This window comes from Dactylosporangium sp. CA-052675 (assembly GCF_050947935.1).
GTDB lineage: Bacteria > Actinomycetota > Actinomycetes > Mycobacteriales > Micromonosporaceae > Dactylosporangium.
Genome location: NZ_CP192010.1, coordinates 497,118 through 515,217, shown reverse-complemented (window position 1 = coordinate 515,217; position 18,100 = coordinate 497,118). Strand labels below are relative to the sequence as shown.

General features: G+C 73.3%; 15 protein-coding genes and 1 riboswitch. Of the genes, 4 read left to right on the top strand and 11 right to left on the bottom strand.

The window, feature by feature from the left end; translation table 11 throughout:
- Nucleotides 1-39 precede the first annotated feature (39 nt).
- Nucleotides 40-1,044: a GNAT family N-acetyltransferase gene (locus tag ACQP1P_RS02305; RefSeq protein ID WP_433082645.1), complete on the bottom strand. Its 1,005-nt coding sequence runs from the start codon at nucleotides 1,042-1,044 to the stop codon at nucleotides 40-42.
- A 306-nt stretch (nucleotides 1,045-1,350) separates the two neighbouring features.
- The gene (gene thrC, locus ACQP1P_RS02300; protein ID WP_433082643.1) at nucleotides 1,351-2,619 is read right to left on the bottom strand and encodes a threonine synthase; all 1,269 of its coding nucleotides are present in this window, start codon (nucleotides 2,617-2,619) and stop codon (nucleotides 1,351-1,353) included.
- A 13-nt stretch (nucleotides 2,620-2,632) separates the two neighbouring features.
- Nucleotides 2,633-2,771, bottom strand: a riboswitch (SAM riboswitch).
- A 97-nt stretch (nucleotides 2,772-2,868) separates the two neighbouring features.
- Between thrC and ACQP1P_RS02295 the strand changes: the two genes are divergently transcribed.
- Nucleotides 2,869-3,786: a glucosyl-3-phosphoglycerate synthase gene (locus tag ACQP1P_RS02295; protein ID WP_433082641.1), complete on the top strand. Its 918-nt coding sequence runs from the start codon at nucleotides 2,869-2,871 to the stop codon at nucleotides 3,784-3,786.
- On the opposite strand, the gene ACQP1P_RS02290 is transcribed toward ACQP1P_RS02295, so the two are convergent.
- The 3 genes from ACQP1P_RS02290 to ACQP1P_RS02280 are packed head-to-tail and all read right to left on the bottom strand — an operon-like array spanning nucleotide 3,774 to nucleotide 7,895.
- Nucleotides 3,774-4,247, bottom strand: coding sequence for a hypothetical protein (locus tag ACQP1P_RS02290; RefSeq protein ID WP_433082639.1), 474 nt, complete (start codon nucleotides 4,245-4,247; stop codon nucleotides 3,774-3,776). The two genes, ACQP1P_RS02295 and ACQP1P_RS02290, sit on opposite strands and share 13 nt — an antisense overlap.
- Nucleotides 4,248-4,290: 43 nt before the next feature.
- Nucleotides 4,291-5,199 carry an ABC transporter permease gene (locus tag ACQP1P_RS02285; protein ID WP_433082637.1) on the bottom strand — a complete coding sequence of 303 codons (909 nt, stop codon included), beginning with the start codon at nucleotides 5,197-5,199 and terminating at the stop codon, nucleotides 4,291-4,293.
- Nucleotides 5,196-7,895, bottom strand: coding sequence for an alpha/beta fold hydrolase (locus ACQP1P_RS02280; protein WP_433082635.1), 2,700 nt, complete (start codon nucleotides 7,893-7,895; stop codon nucleotides 5,196-5,198). Before ACQP1P_RS02280 ends, ACQP1P_RS02285 begins: the two co-directional genes overlap by 4 nt.
- Nucleotides 7,896-7,972: 77 nt before the next feature.
- Between ACQP1P_RS02280 and ACQP1P_RS02275 the strand changes: the two genes are divergently transcribed.
- Entirely contained in the window at nucleotides 7,973-10,225 is a 2,253-nt protein-coding gene (locus ACQP1P_RS02275; RefSeq protein ID WP_433082633.1) for an AAA family ATPase, read from the top strand.
- A gap of 173 nt (nucleotides 10,226-10,398) precedes the next feature.
- Here ACQP1P_RS02275 and ACQP1P_RS02270 read toward each other — a convergent pair whose 3' ends face one another.
- The 3 genes from ACQP1P_RS02270 to ACQP1P_RS02260 form a co-directional block, all read right to left on the bottom strand.
- Nucleotides 10,399-10,764, bottom strand: a complete 366-nt coding sequence (locus ACQP1P_RS02270) for a DUF3263 domain-containing protein (protein WP_433082631.1) — start codon at nucleotides 10,762-10,764, stop codon at nucleotides 10,399-10,401.
- A 62-nt stretch (nucleotides 10,765-10,826) separates the two neighbouring features.
- Nucleotides 10,827-11,024: a hypothetical protein gene (locus ACQP1P_RS02265; protein WP_433082629.1), complete on the bottom strand. Its 198-nt coding sequence runs from the start codon at nucleotides 11,022-11,024 to the stop codon at nucleotides 10,827-10,829.
- 40 nt (nucleotides 11,025-11,064) lie between these two features.
- On the bottom strand, nucleotides 11,065-11,850 hold the full coding sequence (locus tag ACQP1P_RS02260; RefSeq protein WP_433082627.1) for a DeoR/GlpR family DNA-binding transcription regulator: 786 nt from the start codon (nucleotides 11,848-11,850) through the stop codon (nucleotides 11,065-11,067).
- Nucleotides 11,851-12,036: 186 nt separating this feature from the next.
- Here ACQP1P_RS02260 and ACQP1P_RS02255 point away from each other — a divergent pair, with 186 nt between their 5' ends.
- Both ACQP1P_RS02255 and nagA read left to right on the top strand, forming a co-directional pair.
- Entirely contained in the window at nucleotides 12,037-12,978 is a 942-nt protein-coding gene (locus ACQP1P_RS02255) for an ROK family protein (protein WP_433082625.1), read from the top strand.
- Complete coding sequence (nagA, locus tag ACQP1P_RS02250; protein WP_433082623.1) at nucleotides 12,975-14,087, top strand: N-acetylglucosamine-6-phosphate deacetylase; 1,113 nt, start codon at nucleotides 12,975-12,977, stop codon at nucleotides 14,085-14,087. Before ACQP1P_RS02255 ends, nagA begins: the two co-directional genes overlap by 4 nt.
- On the opposite strand, the gene ACQP1P_RS02245 is transcribed toward nagA, so the two are convergent.
- The 3 genes from ACQP1P_RS02245 to ACQP1P_RS02235 form a co-directional block, all read right to left on the bottom strand.
- Nucleotides 14,051-14,767 carry a phosphatase PAP2 family protein gene (locus ACQP1P_RS02245; protein ID WP_433082622.1) on the bottom strand — a complete coding sequence of 239 codons (717 nt, stop codon included), beginning with the start codon at nucleotides 14,765-14,767 and terminating at the stop codon, nucleotides 14,051-14,053. The two genes, nagA and ACQP1P_RS02245, sit on opposite strands and share 37 nt — an antisense overlap.
- 65 nt (nucleotides 14,768-14,832) lie before the next feature.
- Nucleotides 14,833-16,074 (bottom strand): trypsin-like serine peptidase, encoded by a 1,242-nt coding sequence (locus tag ACQP1P_RS02240; protein ID WP_433082620.1) that lies wholly within the window; start codon nucleotides 16,072-16,074, stop codon nucleotides 14,833-14,835.
- 133 nt (nucleotides 16,075-16,207) lie between these two features.
- The gene (locus ACQP1P_RS02235; protein WP_433082618.1) at nucleotides 16,208-18,037 is read right to left on the bottom strand and encodes a potassium channel family protein; all 1,830 of its coding nucleotides are present in this window, start codon (nucleotides 18,035-18,037) and stop codon (nucleotides 16,208-16,210) included.
- Between the last annotated feature and the right edge of the window lie 63 nt (nucleotides 18,038-18,100).

Genomic DNA, 18,100 nt, shown 5'->3' with positions numbered 1-18,100 from the left:
TCTGACGAGTTCCCGCGACGGTTCCCCCGCCCGGCAACCTCAGTCCCGGATCGGACCCTGCCAGTTGGCCCAGTGATCGACCAGGCGGAAGCCCATCGCCTCGTTGATCGCGATCATGTACGGGTTGTCGGTCGCGTTGAAGGTGTCGATCGTGGTCACGGCCGGCTCGGCCGCGCGCATCGCCCGCAGGTTGGCGATCTTGGCCACGAGGCCGAGCCGCCGGCCGCGGTGCGCGGGGTGCACGAGGGTGATGAGCTGCCAGGCGTGCCAGTCGACGGTCCGGGCGACCCTGATCGCGGTCCAGGCCACCAGGCGGCCGCTCGCCTCGTGCACGAGCCCGGCCTCGTAACGCCGCGAGCCCCACGCCAGGAACGCCGCGTGCTGGGTGCGCAGCCGCTCGGCGTCGACCCGCTCGGGCTCGACGTCGAGCTCACCCATCGGGGTCTCGGTCAGGAACGAGCTGTCCAGCGCGGCGATGTCCTCGACGTACTCCTCCGGCAGCGCGTCGCCCCAGTGCACGAGACGGTAGCCGGCGGCCTTCGCCCGGCCCTCGGCGTAGAGCCGGTCGAGCGCGGCCTCGTCGGCGTCGGCGAGCAGCAGCCGGCGGCGGGCGTCGAGCAGGCCGTTGGTCAGCCCGCACGACTCGGCGAACCCGGCGGGCTCGGCCGGGCCGAAGCCGAGCACCCTCGTGCGGCCGTCGGCACGGGCGACGGCGCTCGCGTGCGCGAAGAGGGCCCGGCCGACGCCCCGGCGCCGGTGGGCCGGGCGGACGTGGACGTCGACGTGGGCCTTGTCGAGGTTGTCGTGGCGGGGCAGGTCGAGCTGGACGGCACCGACCGGCTCACCGTCGCGACGGGCCAGGAAGCGGTGGCGGGGTCCACGGGGCGGGGGGACGCGCCACTGCATGTCGTACTGGTACCGGCACTCCGGCGGCAGGTCGGGCCGGTCCGCGTGGACCGACTCCTCGACGATCTCGAACGCCGCGTCGACGGCCGCCGGGTCGTCGGCGCGCACCTCGACGATCTCGAGCGTGTGCGGGGTCATGGGCCTCAGGGTGTCGCCGCGCCGCGGCTCCCGGCAATCCATTTATGTCCGGAAATGGTCGGGAGGACGCTCGCCAGCACCTCCGGTGCTGTGGTCGCGGATCCAGGGATCTCGCGGCGACACGTCCTCCCGCACCGAGCATCCTGGACCTCGGGACCTAGGGCGTCAAGTCACCCATCCGACAATCCGCGCATCAATGACTACACTCGGTATCAATGATCTCCCCCGCTCGGACGAGGCGCCCCTCGTCCGAGCGTGGAAGCGCTCTCCGCTGATCAACGCACCGTGATCGCACGGGCGAAAAAATCATCCGAGCAGGCCGGCCTCGCGGGCCGACCTCAGCGACGGCTTGACCCGGTGGGTGGGAACGGCCCGGTCGGCGACCGCATCGAGGGTCTTGAGGCCGTCGCCGGTGTTGAAGATGACCGTCTCGGCGTTCGGGTCGAGCTTGCCGGACTCGACGAGCTTCTTGAGCACCGCGGCGGTGACCCCGCCGGCCGTCTCGGCGTAAACGCCGGCGGTCCGGGCGAGCAGCTGGATGCCCTCGCGGATCTCGTCGTCGCCGGCGTACTCCATCCACCCGCCGGTGCGCCGCACGGACTCCAGCGCGTAGACCCCCGCGGCCGGGTCGCCGATGTTGAGGGACTTGGCGATGCCGGTCGGCTTCACCGGGGTGATCTCGTCGCTGCCGTCGTGCAGCGCCTTCGCGATCGGGTTGCAGCCGGCCGACTGGGCGCCGAAGACCTTCCACTCGGTCGCCGGGACGAGCCCGATCTCGACCAGCTCGGCGAACGCCTTGTCGATCTTCGTGAGCAGCTCGCCGCTGGCCATCGGGATGACCACCTGCGCCGGGATGCGCCAGCCGAGCTGCTCGGCGACCTCGTAGCCGAGCGTCTTGGAGCCCTCGGCGTAGAAGGGCCGCACGTTGACGTTGACGAACGCGGTGTTCTCGAACTCGTCGGTCTCGGTGAGCTCCGAGCACAGGCGGTTGACCTCGTCGTAGGAGCCCTCGATGGCGACGACCTCGCCGCCGTACACGGCGGTCATGACGACCTTGCCGGGCTCCAGGTCGGCCGGGATGAACACGGTCGAGGGGACGCCGGCCCGCGCGGCGTGCGCGGCGACGCTGTTGGCGAGGTTGCCGGTGGAGGCGCAGGAGTAGCGCGTGAAGCCCAGCGCCTTCGCCGCGGTCAGGGCCACGGACACGACGCGGTCCTTGAACGAGTGCGTCGGGTTGGCGGAGTCGTCCTTGACGTACAGCGGCGCGGTGAACCCGAGCTCCCGGCCCAGCCCGTCGGCCCGCACCAGCGGGGTCAGGCCCGGGTCCAGGGTCACGCGGGTCTCGGGGTCCAGCCCGACGGGCAGCAGCGGCGCGTACCGCCAGATGTTCTTCGGCCCCGCCTCGATCTGCTCCCGGGTCACCTTGGCCAGCGCCGCGGCGTCGTAGCCGACCTCGAGCGGGCCGAAACACTCGTAGCACGCGTGCTGCGCGGCGAGCGGGAAGGTCGCCCCGCACCCGCGGCAGACCAGGTTGCGGGCGGGCGAGTCGGTGAAGACGCTGAGCGTCGAGGTCATGGCGGAGGCCTTCCTCTCATCTTTCCCATAGCGCACGGGCGTGCGCCGGGACGGATTTGGCACCTACCGCGACGGGCCTCGTCTTCGAGCACACGTCGCAGGGGTTGCCGGGGCTTCATCGGGCCGTATCCCTCTGCCCCTCTGGATGAGGTATTGAGTTGTGAGCGGAGCTGTACCCGAGTGTAAGGGGCACCACCGGCCGCCGGGTATGAGTCATCTCACGAGCTGGGCCGGGCTAGCGTTTCGGGCATGCACCCTGCGGCGGCGGACTGGTTCACGCGGCGCACCTCCCGCTGGCCCGACTGGCCGGCCGACGAGGTGCTCGCGGCGAAGGGTGACACCCGGGTCAGCGTCGTGCTGCCCGCGCTGGACGAGGAGCCCACGGTCGGCGAGATCGTCGCCGGGGTGCGCAGCCTCGGCCCCCTGGTCGACGAGCTGGTCGTGGTCGACTCCGGCTCGGTGGACCGCACCGCCGAGGTCGCCGCGGCCGCGGGCGCCACCGTGCACCACCGCGACGACATCCTCCCGGCGACCGGCTCCCGGCCGGGCAAGGGCGAGGTGCTGTGGAAGGCGCTCGCCGTCACCAAGGGCGACATCCTGGTGTACGTCGACGCCGACCTCACCGACTTCCGGCCCCACTTCGTGACGGGGCTGCTGGGCCCGCTGCTGGCCGACCCCGCGACGCTGATGGTGAAGGCGTTCTACGACCGGCCCCTGCTCGACGTCTCCGCGGCCGGCGGCGGCCGGGTCACCGAGCTGGCCGCCCGCCCGCTGCTCAACGCGCACTTCCCGGAGCTGGCCGGGGTCGTGCAGCCGCTCGCCGGCGAGTACGCGGCCCGCCGCACGCTGCTCGAGTCGCTGCCGTTCGCGGCCGGCTACGGCGTGGAGACCGGCCTGCTCATCGACGCCTGGCGCGCGCACGGGCTCGACGCGGTCGCCCAGGTCGACCTGGGCCAGCGCACCCACGGCCACCAGGACACGGCCGCGCTGGGCCGCATGGCGGCGACGATCCTGCAGACGATCAACGCCCGCGTGTCGCCGAGCCGCTCGCTCTGGCCGACGTTGACGCAGTTCGAGCGGCGGGATTCGGCGGTCGTACCGCACGAGACGCCCGTCGCCCACCCCGACCGCCCCCCGATGGTGACGGTCCCCGGCTACTCCTCCTGAGCCGGGACGAACCGCCACAGCTGCGCGGTCGCGACCCCGGCACCGGCCACCGCCAGCGCGAGGGCGGCCCACTCGGCGGTCAGCAGCCACCACGGCGTCTCGATGATCGCGACCGGCGCCTCGCCGGAGATCGAGCCGACCACCAGCACGACCGCGACCAGGAGCATCAGCACCAGCAGCAGGACCGAGACCAGCCGCAGCATCCACCGGCCGGTGCGCCCGCCCAGGCGGGCCATGACCGTGCTGCCCGCGGCCACCGTGGCGCCGAACGCGCTCGCGATCGCGCCGATGAGCGTGAAGATCTTCGCGGTCTGCGCCTCCACCGGGCCCCGGGTCAGGTTCGAGGTCTGGGCGAAGTGGGTCCACTCGTAGAGGTGGGTCTGGTCGTAGTACAGCCCGGCCGCGAGGGCGGCGAGCCCGAAGACCAGGGCACATGCGCCGGCTAAGGCGGAGATCCGCATGGACGGGCACCCTACCCGCCGGTAGGGGCCCGTCCGACACGGGTCAGCTCACGACGTCCTTGCGCAGGAAGCGCCACCAGGCCAGCGAGAAGAAGACGGTGGCGTAGAGCAGGGACGCGATCGCGCCCTTGACCAGGTCGTCGGTCTGCATCGGGCTCGACAGCAGGCCGAGCCAGGCGTCGGCGTAGTGCGTCGGCAGCACGGTGCGCAGGTTTCCCAGCGCGGTGATCTGGTCGAGGATGTTCGACAGGATCTGCAGGAGCACCGCCCCGCCGACGGCGCCGAGCGGGGCGTCGGTCGACACCGAGAGCAGGAACGCGAGGGAGGCCACGACGAGCAGGGTGACGCAGAGGTACGCCACGATCTCCATCAGCCGCACGAGGCTCGTGCCGGCCGCGATCTCGCCGCCGATCGGTGCGCTCAGGGGCGCCCAGCCGTAGCGCAGGGTGCCCGCGGCGAGCGCCGTCGCCACCAGGATCACGATCGCCGCGAGGCTGTAGAGCAGCGACACGGCGAGCTTGACGGCCAGCAGGCGGGAGCGCGGGACCGGCATCGCCAGCAGGTAGCGCAGACTCCCCCAGCTCGCCTCGGACGCCACCGTGTCGCCGTGGAACAGCGCCACCACGACGACGAGCAGGAAGCCGGCCGAGACGAGCAGGGTGAAGAGGGTGAAGTTCGGGCCGCCGCTCGTGGCCAGGTCGGACAGGCGCGAGAACTCGCCGCCCCCGCCGCCGTTGTCGTCCGAGTTGCCGCTGTCGAGCTGGAACGCGGTCAGGATGATCAGCGGCAGCAGCACCATGAAGCCCAGCGCGAGCTGGGTGCGCCGCCGCGAGCCCTGCCGGCGGATCTCCGTCCACAGCGAGAGGGTCGCGCCCGGCCGATACCCGGCCGCGCCCCCGACGACCTCGGTGGTGCTCAGGCCGGCACCTCCGCTTCGCTCCGTCCCGCTCATTCGCGCTCTCCGCTCGCCTTGGTGTCCCCGCCCACCAGGGACAGGAACGCGTCCTCCAGCCGCCGCCGCGGCGTGACCCGGTCGATGCCGACCCCGGCCCGCACGAGCGCCGCGACGACCTCGGCCCGCGGCGTGCCGTCGATGTCGATGACCAGCCCGCGCCCGCCGGACCAGGCCACCGAGCGCACCCCGGCCACCTCGCCCAGCACCTTCTCGGCCTCGTCGACGTCGGAGACGTCCAGCTGCACCGTCGGCGAGTCGCCCACGATGTCCTCGACCGGCCCGGCCGCGACCACCTCGCCCCGGTGCATGACCACCACGTCGGTGCAGGTCTGCTCCACCTCGGCGAGCAGGTGGCTGGAGACCAGCACGGCCCGGCCGCCGGTGGCGTAGCGGCGCAGCACCTTGCGCATCTCGGCGATCTGCGGCGGGTCGAGCCCGTCCGTCGGCTCGTCGAGCACCAGCAGCTCCGGCAGGCCGAGCATGGCCTGGGCGATGGCGAGGCGCTGGCGCATGCCGTGGCTGTACGTCTTCACCCGCCGGTGCACCGCGTTGCCGAGGCCGGCGATGTCGTACGCCTCCTCGAAGTGCGCGTCCGCCGCGGGCCGGCCGGTGGCGCGCCAGTACAGCTCCAGGTTCTGCGCGCCGGTCAGGTGGGGCAGGAAGCCCGGCCCCTCCACGAGCGCGCCGACCCGGGACAGCACCGGCGAGCCCGGCAGCAGCCGGTGCCCGAAGACCAGGATCTCGCCGGCCGTGGGCCGGGTCAGGCCCATGAGCACCCGCAGCGAGGTGGTCTTGCCGGCCCCGTTCGGCCCCAGCAGCCCGACGACCTGTCCCCTGTGGACGGTGAAGTCCACCTTGGACACGGCGACGAAGTCCTTGTACTCCTTGCGCAGCCCCCGCACCACGAGCGGCGTGTCCACGTGCTCGGCGTCGACGCTGCGGTCGATGCGCCGGGCCCGGCCACGGGCCACCAGCATCGCGATCACGAGCGCGAGCAGGATCGCGGCGACGAGTGCGGCCAGGACCCACCGCCAGATGACGTCCGGGTTCGCGATGGGGGTCCCGGCGGCGGCGGGCAGGGTGATCGCCCCGTCGACCGCGACGGTGTAGACGACCGGCTCGGGCGGCGACCAGTAGGCGGTGTCGGCGGTCGCCACGGTGATCCCGACGCGGCTGCCGGCCTCGAAGCGGTGCACGACGGCGGGGAGGATGACGGTGATCGGTACCGCATCCGCGATGTCCTTCGGCAGGCCCGTCAGCCGGATCGGGGCGATCAGCCCGTCCGGGATCGACGGGGTGCCCTTGGACGGCAGGTCGTAGAGCTTCACGAACAGCGTCGCCTCGCCGGTCGGGGACGCCGCGCGGATCTTGACCCGCGGCGAGCCGGCGGTGTCGAGCGCGGCGCCCAGCGGGGCGGAGACGAAGTCGGCGTGCTGGCCCGGGATCTCCCGGGAGATGCCCGAGCCCAGGCCGCTGGAGCCGAGCAGGCTCGACAGCCCGGCGAGGGGCAGCGACGAGATCGCCGCGGGGTTGCCGTCGGGCGGGTTGGCGATCGCCTGGGCCGGCCCGCGCAGGTCCACCGTGGTGCCCGCGCCGGTGACGCCCGGGTAGGTGTCCACCTTCGAGGCGGCGGTGACCAGGCCGCGGCCCTGGGCGTTGAGGCCGGAGACGCGCGAGTAGGTGAAGCTGTTCTCCGGCGCCTTGCCGTTGCCCTTCACGTAGTGCTCCAGCCACTGCCCGGTGAGCAGCCGCAGCCGGTCGACCTCGGACTGGGGGCCGGTGCCGCCGTCGTGACCGCCGGTGAACCACGCGACCCGCACCGGGGTGCCGGTGGCCGCGATGCCGCGCGCGTTCGCGTCACCCTCGCTGAGCGGGAAGAGCGTGTCGACCTGGCCCTGGACCAGCAGCGTCGGCGCCTTGATCCTCTCCAGCACCGACGACGGCGAGGACTTGCGCAGCAGGGCCTCCGCGGCCGGGGTGGCCTTCCCGGTCGTGGCGATGTCGAGGTACGCCCGGCAGAGGTCGGCCGCGAAGCGCCCGCACTGCGGGTTCCCCGGGTTCTCCGAGGCGCCGAAGAACTGCCCGGCCCACTGCTTCTTGAACACCCCGCCCGGCAGGAACACGTTGACCAGGTCGTTCCACGTGATCATGGGCACGATGGCGTCGACCCGGGTGTCCTGGGCGGCCAGCATCAGCGCCAGCGCCCCGCCGTAGGAGCCGCCGACCGCGGCCACCTTGGGGTCGTTGCCGGACTTGGCGATGTCGGACCGCGCGGCGAGCCAGTCGATGAGCCGCTGGGCGTCCTTCACCTCCCAGTCGGGGCTGTCGAGGTGGATCTCCCCGGTCGAGCGGCCGAAGCCCTGGGCCGTCCAGGCCAGGACGGCGTAGCCCTGCTCGGCGTACAACTCGGCGTCGCTCTTCACGCTCTGCTTCGTGCCGCCGAAGCCGTGCGCGAGCAGGATCGCCGGCACCGGGGCCGTCGAGCTCGCGGACTTGGGCAGGTAGAGCGTCGTGTCGAGGGTGACCTCGTCGGTGTCGCCGGGCCCGGTGCGGACCGTGAGCATCTGGTCGGTGGTGCGGTAGCTCTTCGGCGCGGGGGCCGCGGCCCACCCCACCAGCCCCGCGACCAGGACGATCCCGACGGCGCCGGCGATGACCTGGCGCCGGCTGAGGCTCGGGAGACGAAATCGCATTGACCAAACGTACGCACCGGATGTTGCCGAAAGTGGAAAGACTCAGCCCCTTCACAGCAACAGCTACGCTCGAACGCGTGTCGGCGACCTTGACCCTGACTGCCAGCCTGCGCCCGGCCGCGCTCGACGCCCGCCGCGGGGTCGTGCGCCTGCATCCGGAGGTGCTCACGGCGCTCGGGCTGCGCCCGGGCGACCCGGTCACGCTCACCGGGCGGCGAACCTCGGCCGGGATCGTCGCGGTGGCCGAGCCGGGGGCGAGCCGCGCCCTGCTCTACGCCGACGATCTGCTGCTGGGCAACCTCGGCCTGCGCGACGGCGGCCAGGTCACCGTCGCGACCGCCCCGCTGCGCGCGGCCGCGACGGTCACACTGTCCGGCCCGTCCGAGATCATGGCGGTCGTGTCGCCGGAGATGCTGCGCCTGGCGCTGCTGGGCAAGGTGGTCACGGTGGGCGACAACGTCTCGCTGCTGCCCCAGGACGTCTCGCTCGGCACCCTGTCGGTGTCGGCGCCGGCGGTCCACATGGTCGACCGCGGTCTCGTCGAGGCGGCCCGGCGCAGCCTGTCCAACACCGTCGGCTACGCGTTCACCAGCGCGCTGCTGAGCGTCGAGGCGGCCGAGCCGGCCGGCGCGGCGCTGGTCACCATGGACACCGCTGTCGGATGGCTGCACGGCCATGCGACACACGCCCCGGGCGGCGTGATGGCCACGCCCAGCTCCGCCCCGGCCCCGGCCACGCCGACCGTGACCCCGGCCGGCCCGGCGCCGACCCTCGACGACCTGCCGGGCCTGCGCGCCCAGGGCGAGCAGCTGATCGAGCTGCTCGACCTCGGCTTCCACCACGGCGAGGTGCTGGCCAGGCTCGGCACCACGGTCTCGCTCGGGGTGCTGGTCACCGGCCCGGCCGGCTCCGGCAAGTCGGCGCTCGTGCACGCGGTCGCGGCCCAGGTCGAGGCCCAGGTCGTGGCGCTGTGGGCGCCCGAGATCGCCGCGCTCACCAACAACGACGCGGCCGCGCGGCTGCGCAAGGCCGCCGACGAGATGCGAGGGCCGGGCCCGGCCGTCCTGCTCATCTCCGACGTCGACGCGCTCGCCCCGCGCGACCAGCCCGGCCCGCTGTCCACCGTCTTCCGTCAGCTGCTCGGCGAGCTGATCCGCGAGGGCGAGGCGGTCGTGTGCACCACCAGCCGTCCCGAGGCGGTCGACCCGGCCCTGCACTCCCCGGAGCTGCTGGCCCACGAGATCTCGCTGCCGCTGCCCGACGCCGCCCTGCGCCGCGAGCAGCTCGCGGTGCTCACCCGCGGCATGCCGCTGGCCGACGACGTGAAGCTCGACGACGTCGCCTCCCGCACGCCCGGCTTCGTGGCCGCGGACCTCGCCGCGCTGGCCCGGGAGGCGGGTGTACGCGCGGCGCTGCGCCATCGCCGCGAGGCCGAGACGCCGAAGGTCGTGATGGCCGACTTCGAGGCCGCCCTGGAGGTGGTCCGGCCGACGTCGATGGCCGAGAGCTCGCTCGAGCTGGCCAAGGTGACCCTGGACGACGTCGGCGACATGGTGGAGGTGAAGCAGACGCTGACCGAGTCGGTGCTGTGGCCGCTGTCCTACCCCGACGCCTTCTCCCGCCTCGGCGTCGAGCCCCCGCGCGGGGTGCTGCTCTACGGCCCGCCCGGCTGCGGCAAGACGTTCCTGGTCAAGGCGATCGCGGGCACCGGCAAGGCGAACGTGCTCTCGGTGAAGGGCGCCGAGCTGCTCTCGAAGTGGGTGGGCGAGTCCGAGCGGGCGGTCCGCGAGCTGTTCCGCCGCGCCCGCGAGGCCGCCCCGACCCTCGTCTTCCTCGACGAGGTGGACGCCCTGGCCCCGACCCGTGGCCAGGCGACCGACGGCGGCACGACCGACCGCGTGGTCGCGGCGCTGCTCACCGAGCTCGACGGCGTCGAGTCGCTGCGCAACGTCGTGGTCATCGGCGCGACGAACCGCCCCGACCTCGTCGACCCGGCCCTGCTGCGACCGGGCCGCCTGGAGCGCCTGGTCTTCGTGCCGCCACCGGACGCCGACGCGCGCGCCGAGATCCTGCGCGCGGCGGCCAAGTCGGTTCCGCTCGCGCCGGACGTGGACCTCACCGCCCTGGCCGCGTCGCTGGAGCGCTTCTCGGCCGCGGACTGCGCGGCGCTGGTGCGGGAGTCGGCTTTGGCCGCGATGCGGGAGTCGCTGGACGCGACCGAGGTGACGGCCGCGCACGTGGAGCTGGCCCGCTCGCGCGTCCGGCCGTCGCTCGACCCGACCCAGGTGGAGTGGCTGGCCAACTACGCGGAGCAACAGAAGGCCCGCTGAAACGCCGGGTCGCGCCCCGCCCCGCCCACGGCCACGTCACCCGCCACTGCAGCGCGCTCCGCCACGGCCGGCTATGCCACGGCCGGCTCGGCACCGCGGGGCCTGCCACGATGCCGCACACGGTTTCCGCACAGGTGGCTGGCCGCGGCCCGAGCTTGAACGTGCCAGCAGCGTCAGCGGCGCCGGGCGCGCGAGGCTCGCAGGCGGCGCAGGCGCTGGACCACGATCGGGTCGTGGGCCAGCGCCAGCGGGTTGTCCAGCAGGCCGTTGAGCAGCTGGTAGTAGCGGGTCGCGCTGAGGCCGAAGGTGTCGCGGATGGCCTGCTCCTTGGCGCCCGCCTGCCGCCACCACTGCTTCTCGAAGGCCAGGATCCGCTTGCCGCGCTCGTCGAGCTCGGCCGGCTCCTCGGCGACCGCGATGTCCGGCGCCGGGGCCGGCTCGTCGCCGTCGAGGAAGTCGTCGATGTCCTCTGTGGACGGTTGCGCGGGCACGCGGGCGGCCGCGACGTCGTCGCGCCGCAGCCTGCGCACCTCACCCACGCCACCACCCTATCGGGTGAGAGCCTCGATCACCCGCTGCGCAACGCGGCCGCCGGCCCAGCTCAGGCGCGAGGCCTCGAACGCCGGGCCGAGCGGTCGGGGTGCGGTCGCGTGACCGCGATGTCCGCCACCCGCGAGCGGCCCCGGGCCTCGCCGGTGGTGACCGGCTCACCGGCGGCGTCGGCGGCGGTGAACTGCTCGCCGATGGTCACCGTGATGCCGGGCCCAGCGCCGCGCACTGAGAACTCCTCGAATTCCACCGGCGCCACCGTGACGCGGGTGGAGCCGGGAAATGCGGCGTCAGGCGGTGACGATCTTCACGCCGGCCTCGCGGAAGGCGCCCAGCGTGGCCTCGGTCGCGTTGGAGTCGGTGACCAGGGTGTCGATGCGGTCGATCGGGCAGATGCGCGCGAAGGCGTGCCCGCCGAGCTTCGAACTGTCCGCGATGATCACGACCCGGCGGGCGCGGGCGACCATGAGGCTGTTCATCGCCGCCTCGCCCTCGTGGTGGGCCGCGGCCCCCAGGGTCACGTCGAGCGCGTCGACGCCGAGCAGCGCGATGTCCAGCGTGACGTCGCGCAGGATGTTGCCGCCGAGCGGGCCGACGAGCTCGAAGGACTGCGGGCGGACCACGCCACCGGTGACCACGATCTTCATCCGCGAGCGTACGAGCAGCTCGTTGGCGATGTTGAGCGCGTTGGTGACCACCGTGAGCTGGGCGTCGTCCACGCCGCCGGTCAGCTCCGGGCGCACCGCGAGCGCGCGGGCGACCTCGGTCGTGGTGGTGCCGCCGTTGAGCGCGACCACCATGCCCGGCGACACCAGGGCCGCCGCGGCCGCGCCGATGCGCTGCTTCTCCGGGGCGTGCTTGGCCGTCTTGTACCGCAGGGGCAGGTCGTACGACACCCCGTTGGCGACGGCCCCGCCCCGGGTACGGGTGATCATCTGCTGCTGCGCGAGCTGGTCGAAGTCGCGCCGGATGGTGGCCTGGGACACGTCGAGGCGCTCGGCCGCGTCCTCCACGCTGATCCGGCCGCTGTCGGTGAGGATCTCGAGGAGCGCGTTCCAGCGCGCGTAACGGTCCACGCGGCCCCTCCCTGCGCGTACGGTGCGAGATGTGTGCACAATGATGCGCGAAACTATGGGTAAACGCAAAGGCAACTGCTCGAACCAACGGATGGGCGACAGTTGCCAGCCCGACGGCCCGTGCGCGATGATGCGCCAACCGGAAGGCTTGTTCACAGTAACGATGGGGCGAGGACAGAGCCGCACATGACGCAGACCGTGATCGCTCTGGACGTCGGGGGCACCGGGATCAAGTGCGCGCTCGTCGGCGCCGACGGCGACGCGCTGCACACGGTGCAGCACGCCGAGCGCCACCCGACCGGGGCCGAGCGCGGCGGCGAGGCCGTCATCGCGACCATCCTGGACATCGCCGAGGGGCTCGCCGCCACCGCGCGGGCCAAGGGGCTGGAGCCGGTCGGCGCCGGGCTGGTGGTGCCCGGGGTCATCGACGAGGTCAACGGCATCGCGGTCTGGGCGGCGAACGTCGGCTTCCGGGACGTACCGCTGCAGGCCCTGCTGGAGTCCCGCCTCGGGCTGCCCGCGGCCCTCGGCCACGACGTGCGGGCCGGTGGGATCGCCGAGGCGCGGCTGGGCGCCGGACGGGGCCGCGACTACGTGCTCGTCATCCCGATCGGCACCGGGATCGCCGCGGCCAACGTGGTGCACGGCCAGGTCTACACGGGCGGGCACGGCGCCGGCGGCGAGATCGGCCACATCGTGGTGCGCCCGGGCGGCCCCGAGTGCGGCTGCGGCCAGCGCGGCTGCCTGGAGGCGATCGCCTCGGCGTCGGCGGTCGGCCGGCGCTACTCCGAGCAGGCCGGCCGCACCGCCACCGCCGAAGAGGTCGCGCGCCTGGCCGCCGAGGGCGAGGCGACCGCGGTCGAGGTGTGGCGCGAGACGATCGACGCCCTCGCCGACGGGCTCATGACCGGCATCGCGCTGTTCGACCCGGCGGTGATCGTGCTCGGCGGCGGCCTGGCCGAGGCCGGCGAGGCCCTGCTCGCACCGCTGCGGGCCGGCGTGCACGCGCGGGTGACGTTCCACCGCGAGCCCGAGATCACCCGCGCGGCGCTCGGCGACGAGGCCGGCTGCCTGGGCGCGGCCCTGATCGCGCTCGACCACCTGCACATGAAGGAGAGCACCGCATGACTGTGGTATCCGGGGTCCGGGTCGTCGCGGGCGACCGCGTCATCGACAACGGTTTCGTCCGCGTCGAGGGATCACGGATCGCCGAGGTCGGCGAGTCGCCCGCCGGCCGGGCCGCGGATGCCGCCCTGGTCGTGCCCGGGTTCGTCGACATCCACGTGCACGGCGGCGGGGGCGCGACCTTCACCACCGGCGACGCGGACGAGGCGCGCAAGGCGGCCGCGTACCACCTCGGCCACGGCACCACCACGATGCTCGCCAGCCTGGTCACCTCGTCGCCGGAGCTGATGATGAGCGCCACCAGGGCGTTCGGCCCGCTCGCGGCCGAGGGCGTGATCGCCGGCATCCACTTCGAGGGCCCGTACCTGTCCCAGGCCCGCTGCGGCGCCCAGAACCCGGCCCACCTGCGCCACCCGGACCTCGGCGAGCTCAAGGCGCTCATCGACGCGGGTGAGGGTGCGGTACGGCTGGTGACGGTCGCCCCCGAGCTCCCCGGCGCCCTGGAGGCGATCCGGCTGCTGGTCGAGCGCGGGGTCGTCGCCGCGATCGGGCACACCGACGCCACCTACGAGGAGACGCTCGCCGGCGTCGAGGCGGGCGCGACGGTCGGCACGCACGTGTTCAACGGCATGCGCCCGCCGCACCACCGCCAGCCCGGCCCGGTCTTCGCCCTGCTCGGCGCGGCCGGAGTGGTCTGCGAGTTCGTCGCCGACGGCATCCACCTGCACGACGGCACCCTGGCCTTCGCCGCCTCGGTCACCGGCCCGGCCCGCGCGGCCCTCATCACCGATGCCATGGCCGCGGCCGGCATGCCCGACGGCACCTACGACCTCGGCGGGCAGAGCGTCGACGTCGCCGAGGGCGTGGCCCGGCTGACCCGCGACGGGGCGATCGCCGGCAGCACGCTGACCATGGACCGCGCGTTCCGCCGGGCCGTGGGCGCGGGGCTGTCGCTGGTGAACGCCTCGCGGATGGCCTCGGGCACGCCCGCCCGGGCGATCGGCCGGGACGGCACCGGCGAGCTGCGCGAGGGCGCCGCCGCGGACCTGGTGCTGCTCGACGCGGACCTCAACGTTCAGCGCGTGATGCGCGCCGGCTCCTGGGTGTCGTAGAACGGGCCGGACCAGCTCTTGAACACGCCCAGGGGGATCGCGTCCCACGGCACCCGCCGCAGGATCCGGTCGAGGAGCACGCCGAGCATGAGCGCGGCGAGCCCGTCGGTGATCCAGTGGAAGCTCAGGTATGTCGTGGTGACCAGCACCACCAGCGGGACCGTGTAGCGGATCGCGGTCACGAACCCCGGGCGCAGCACCCCGGTGAGCAGGGTGGCCAGCACGCCGTAGAACACGATGGTGTTGATCACGTGGCCCGACGGATAGGACATCCCCGAGTCGATCCGGAAGAGCCACTCGGGATGGCTGAGCTCGTGGTTGCTCGGCGCGGTGCGGTCCGTCCACAGCTTCACGGGGCCGATGGTCACGTAGGTGATCAGCTCGGCCCCGAGCAGCGGCAGGAACGGGCGGACCGTGTGCCGGGCCCGGCTCATGAAGAAGGCGACGATCGCGACCAGCGGCGTGAGGACGGCCCCGCCCTGGCCGAGCAGGTTGCCCGCCCGCAGCACCAGGTAGAACCACCGGGGCCGGTGCGCGTCGACGAAGTCGCGCACGGCGAGATCCAGGCCCAGCAGCGGGGTCTTCGCCGCGAGCAGGATCGTGATGAGCGCGAAGCCCGCGAGCAGCGACACGTCGAACCACCAACCGGCAGGGCGGACGGGGCGTAACTCGAGGCGCACGAGGCAGAACGGTACCCGAACACGACGAAGGGCCCGGTCGCCCGGGCCCTTCGTGCACAGGTTCTCTACATCAGGTTGCGCAGCTGGGCGGCGATCCGGTCGATGCGCACGCCCGAGTTGGGGCAGCCGCCGAAGTGGTGCAGCGCGATGACCTTGTTCGTGCGGCGGGAGATGACCGGGGAGCCCGAGGAGCCGCCGTCGGTGTCGCAGAAGTACGACATGTCGGTGTTGGCGGCGTAGCCGTCGTAGGACGGGTCGCTCACGGCGCAGTTGCCGCTGCGCTCGGTGCTGTCCTGGGTCGTGATCACCGTCGGGGCGCCGCGCGGGTGCTGCGGGATGTAGAGCTCCTCGCCGCGCACCGGCGCCCGGTCGTCGATCTGGAGGTAGCCGAACTGCTGGATCTGCGCGAAGTTCTTCACGCTGAACAGCGTGTAGTCGAGGATGTCGTCGGTCGCGAGCACCTGGTCGCCCATGACCTTGACCGGGCGCAGCGTGCTGCCGCCGTCGCACCGCGCGCACTCGTAGTTGAACCACACCTCGGTGCTGCGCGCCTCGCGGGTCGTGGTGAAGCAGTGGTGGTTGGTCAGCATCCGGTTCTGGGTGCCGACCCGCCACGCGGTGCACAGCTCCACCCCGTTGATGAGCAGCCGCGCGACCGGCTTCGAGTTGGCGTACGCCACCGGGTCCGACGACTTGTAGCAGGCGGCGTTCTCGGTCTCGTTGGTCCGCCCGCAGATGCTCTCCTCGTGCGGCGCGGCGGCGAGCGCGGCCCTGCGCTCGGCGTCGGCCCGGGCGCGCTCGGTCGCGGTCTGCCCGCGGGCCACCTTGTCGACGGTCACGCCCATGCCGGCCAGCCGCGACCGGATGCCGAAGACGTCCTTGCCCGCCTTCCGCACGCCCACGACCGCGCGGTCGCCCGAGACCGACATCGTCCAGTTGTCGGAACCGCTCAGCTCTTCCGCGGTGTACTCGTAGTGCTCCGCCCCGCTCGCGTCGCTCACGACGACCTTGTCGCCGTCGCCGAGCGCGAGCCGCGAGAAGTGCACCTTGACGTAGTCGGCGCCGGCGTAGGCGAACGTGCGCGACGCGGCCTGCTCGATGCTGCCGCCGGTCACCGACTCGAGCACGCCGGTCTGGGTCGCGCCCGGCTCCTCGAGCCCCGACACGTCGTGGAACAGGCGCAGCTGCGGCGCGGCGGCCGGCGCTCTCGGCGGCTGCGGTGAGCCGGAGGAGGCCATGGCGACCCCCGCCCCGGTGACTCCGAGCAGGGCACAGACCCCTGCCACCAGCAACGACTTACGCCGCATGAGCGCGTCCTTCCATGGGTTCGCAGAGCAGAAGGGATACGCCCGCCGGAGGGAGGGTTAAATCGGGCGATCCGCCCATTCAACGACCGATCCCCGCACAAGGGATCGGGATCCGGCCGCTCTGACCGCCCGGCTAGGAAATGCGGTCGACCGTCCCACCGGTATGGGCCAGAAGGCCACCCAGCCCGAGCCGCGTCGTTACCACGGTCAGCAGGTCGTCGGCGCGCAGCACGTAGGAGCCCGGCGGGGCCCAGACCGTCCGGCGCTCCTCGTCGGTGGCGACCGCGAGGATCTGGACCTCGCCGACGTCCTGGGCCGCCTCGACCGGGCGGCCGTCCAGCCGCGAGCCGGCGACGATCGGCACCTCGGCGAGCAGCAGGACCCGGCGGCCGACCGGGATGGTGCCGATCACCTCCCGCTCGAGCAGGGCCGCGGCGAAGGCGGGGGCGGCCAGGTAGGACACGCTGCGCGAGGCGGTGATGCCGAAGGCGCGCTGCACCCGGTCGGCGAAGCGGCCGTCGAAGAGCCGCAGGATGACCCGCAGGTCGGGCTTGAGCGTCCGGCCCTCCAGCGCGGCCTCGAGGTTGGCCTGGTCGTCGGTGGAGACCACCACCAGCGCCCGGCAGGTGTCCACGGACGCGGCCCGCAGCGTCTCGACGTTGCTCGCGTCGCCGACGATGAACGGCACCCCGCGACTGCGGGCGGCCTCCGCGCCCCGGGCGTTGTCGTTGCGGTCGATCACCACCACGGGCACGCCGAGGTCGACGAAGGCGTGCATGACGCGGGTGCCGACGTTGCCGAGCCCGACCACGACCACGTGCCCGGAGACCGGTTCGCGCAGCCGGCCGAGCGCGAGCGCCAGCCGCGCGTTGACCACCGCCTCGACCACCGCCGCCGTGATCACCGGGATCAGCGCCACGTTGACCAGCCCGAGCAGGGTGGTGACCACCTTCTCGGGCCAGTGCGACTCGAGCTCGGGGCTCGCCCCGGTCAGCTCGGCCAGCAGCGTCACGTAGGCGGCGTTCCACCAGCTCACGTGCTTGTAGTGGGCGATGACCGCGGTGCCGGCGACGAGCATGACGACCAGCGCGAGCGCGGTCAGCCAGAGCTTGCGGCTCACCAGGCCGCGCAGCGCGCGCAGGGGATGGCGCAGCTGCTGGCGCCACCAGCGGCGGAACCGGCTCTCGCGCACCGCGGGCGTCCGGTCGGGGCGCTCGCCGCGCTCGACCACCGTGGCGGCGCGCTCGCCGTTGGCCACGGCCAGGACCAGGTCGGCGTCCTCGCGGGGCAGCAGCTCGGGCTCGTCGCCCGCCCGGCTGCGGGCCAGGCCGCAGACGACGTCGTCGGGGCGGACCTCGCCGCGGCGGGCCACGAACAGGGTGCGCTGCGCGACCCGGACGTGCACCGGCGCGACCTCGCCCAGCGCCTCGGAGACGAAGGCGGGCGCGGCCATCTGGGCGTCGGAGAGCACCCGCACGTCGGCGAAGTTGCGCCGCACGCTGTGCCCGAGGCGCAGGTTGAACATCCGGATCACCAGCCGGATGCGCGGGTTGACCTCCTGCGCCTGCAGGGCCGCGTCGAGGTTGCCGATGTCGTCCTGCTTGACCAGCGCGAGGGCGTCGGCCCCGGCCAGGTCGGCCCGCTCGAACGCCTCGGTGTCGGGCTTCTCCGCCTCGACCACCCGGCCGCCGTGCGCGGCCACGAGGCGGGCGATGTCGGGGCCGTACCGCCGCCGGGCGCTGGGCAGGATGGCGGTGACGTGCACCCCGTACTGCAGGACCAGCTCATTGATCAGCCGCACGGCCAGCGGGTCGTCCCCGCACACCACGACCCGCTTCGCCGGGGCGTGCACGGTGTGCCGCTCGGGGCCGCCGACCGGCTCGATCGACCACGGACGGGTGATCGCCTGAACGCGTGGAAGGTTCCCCCGCAACCGCCTCATCAGCCACGACTCGGACGTCACCGCGCGATCCTAGCGAAGATCACCAGTTTCCGAAGACCCCCGATCTCGTTGGTCCCGGCGAAT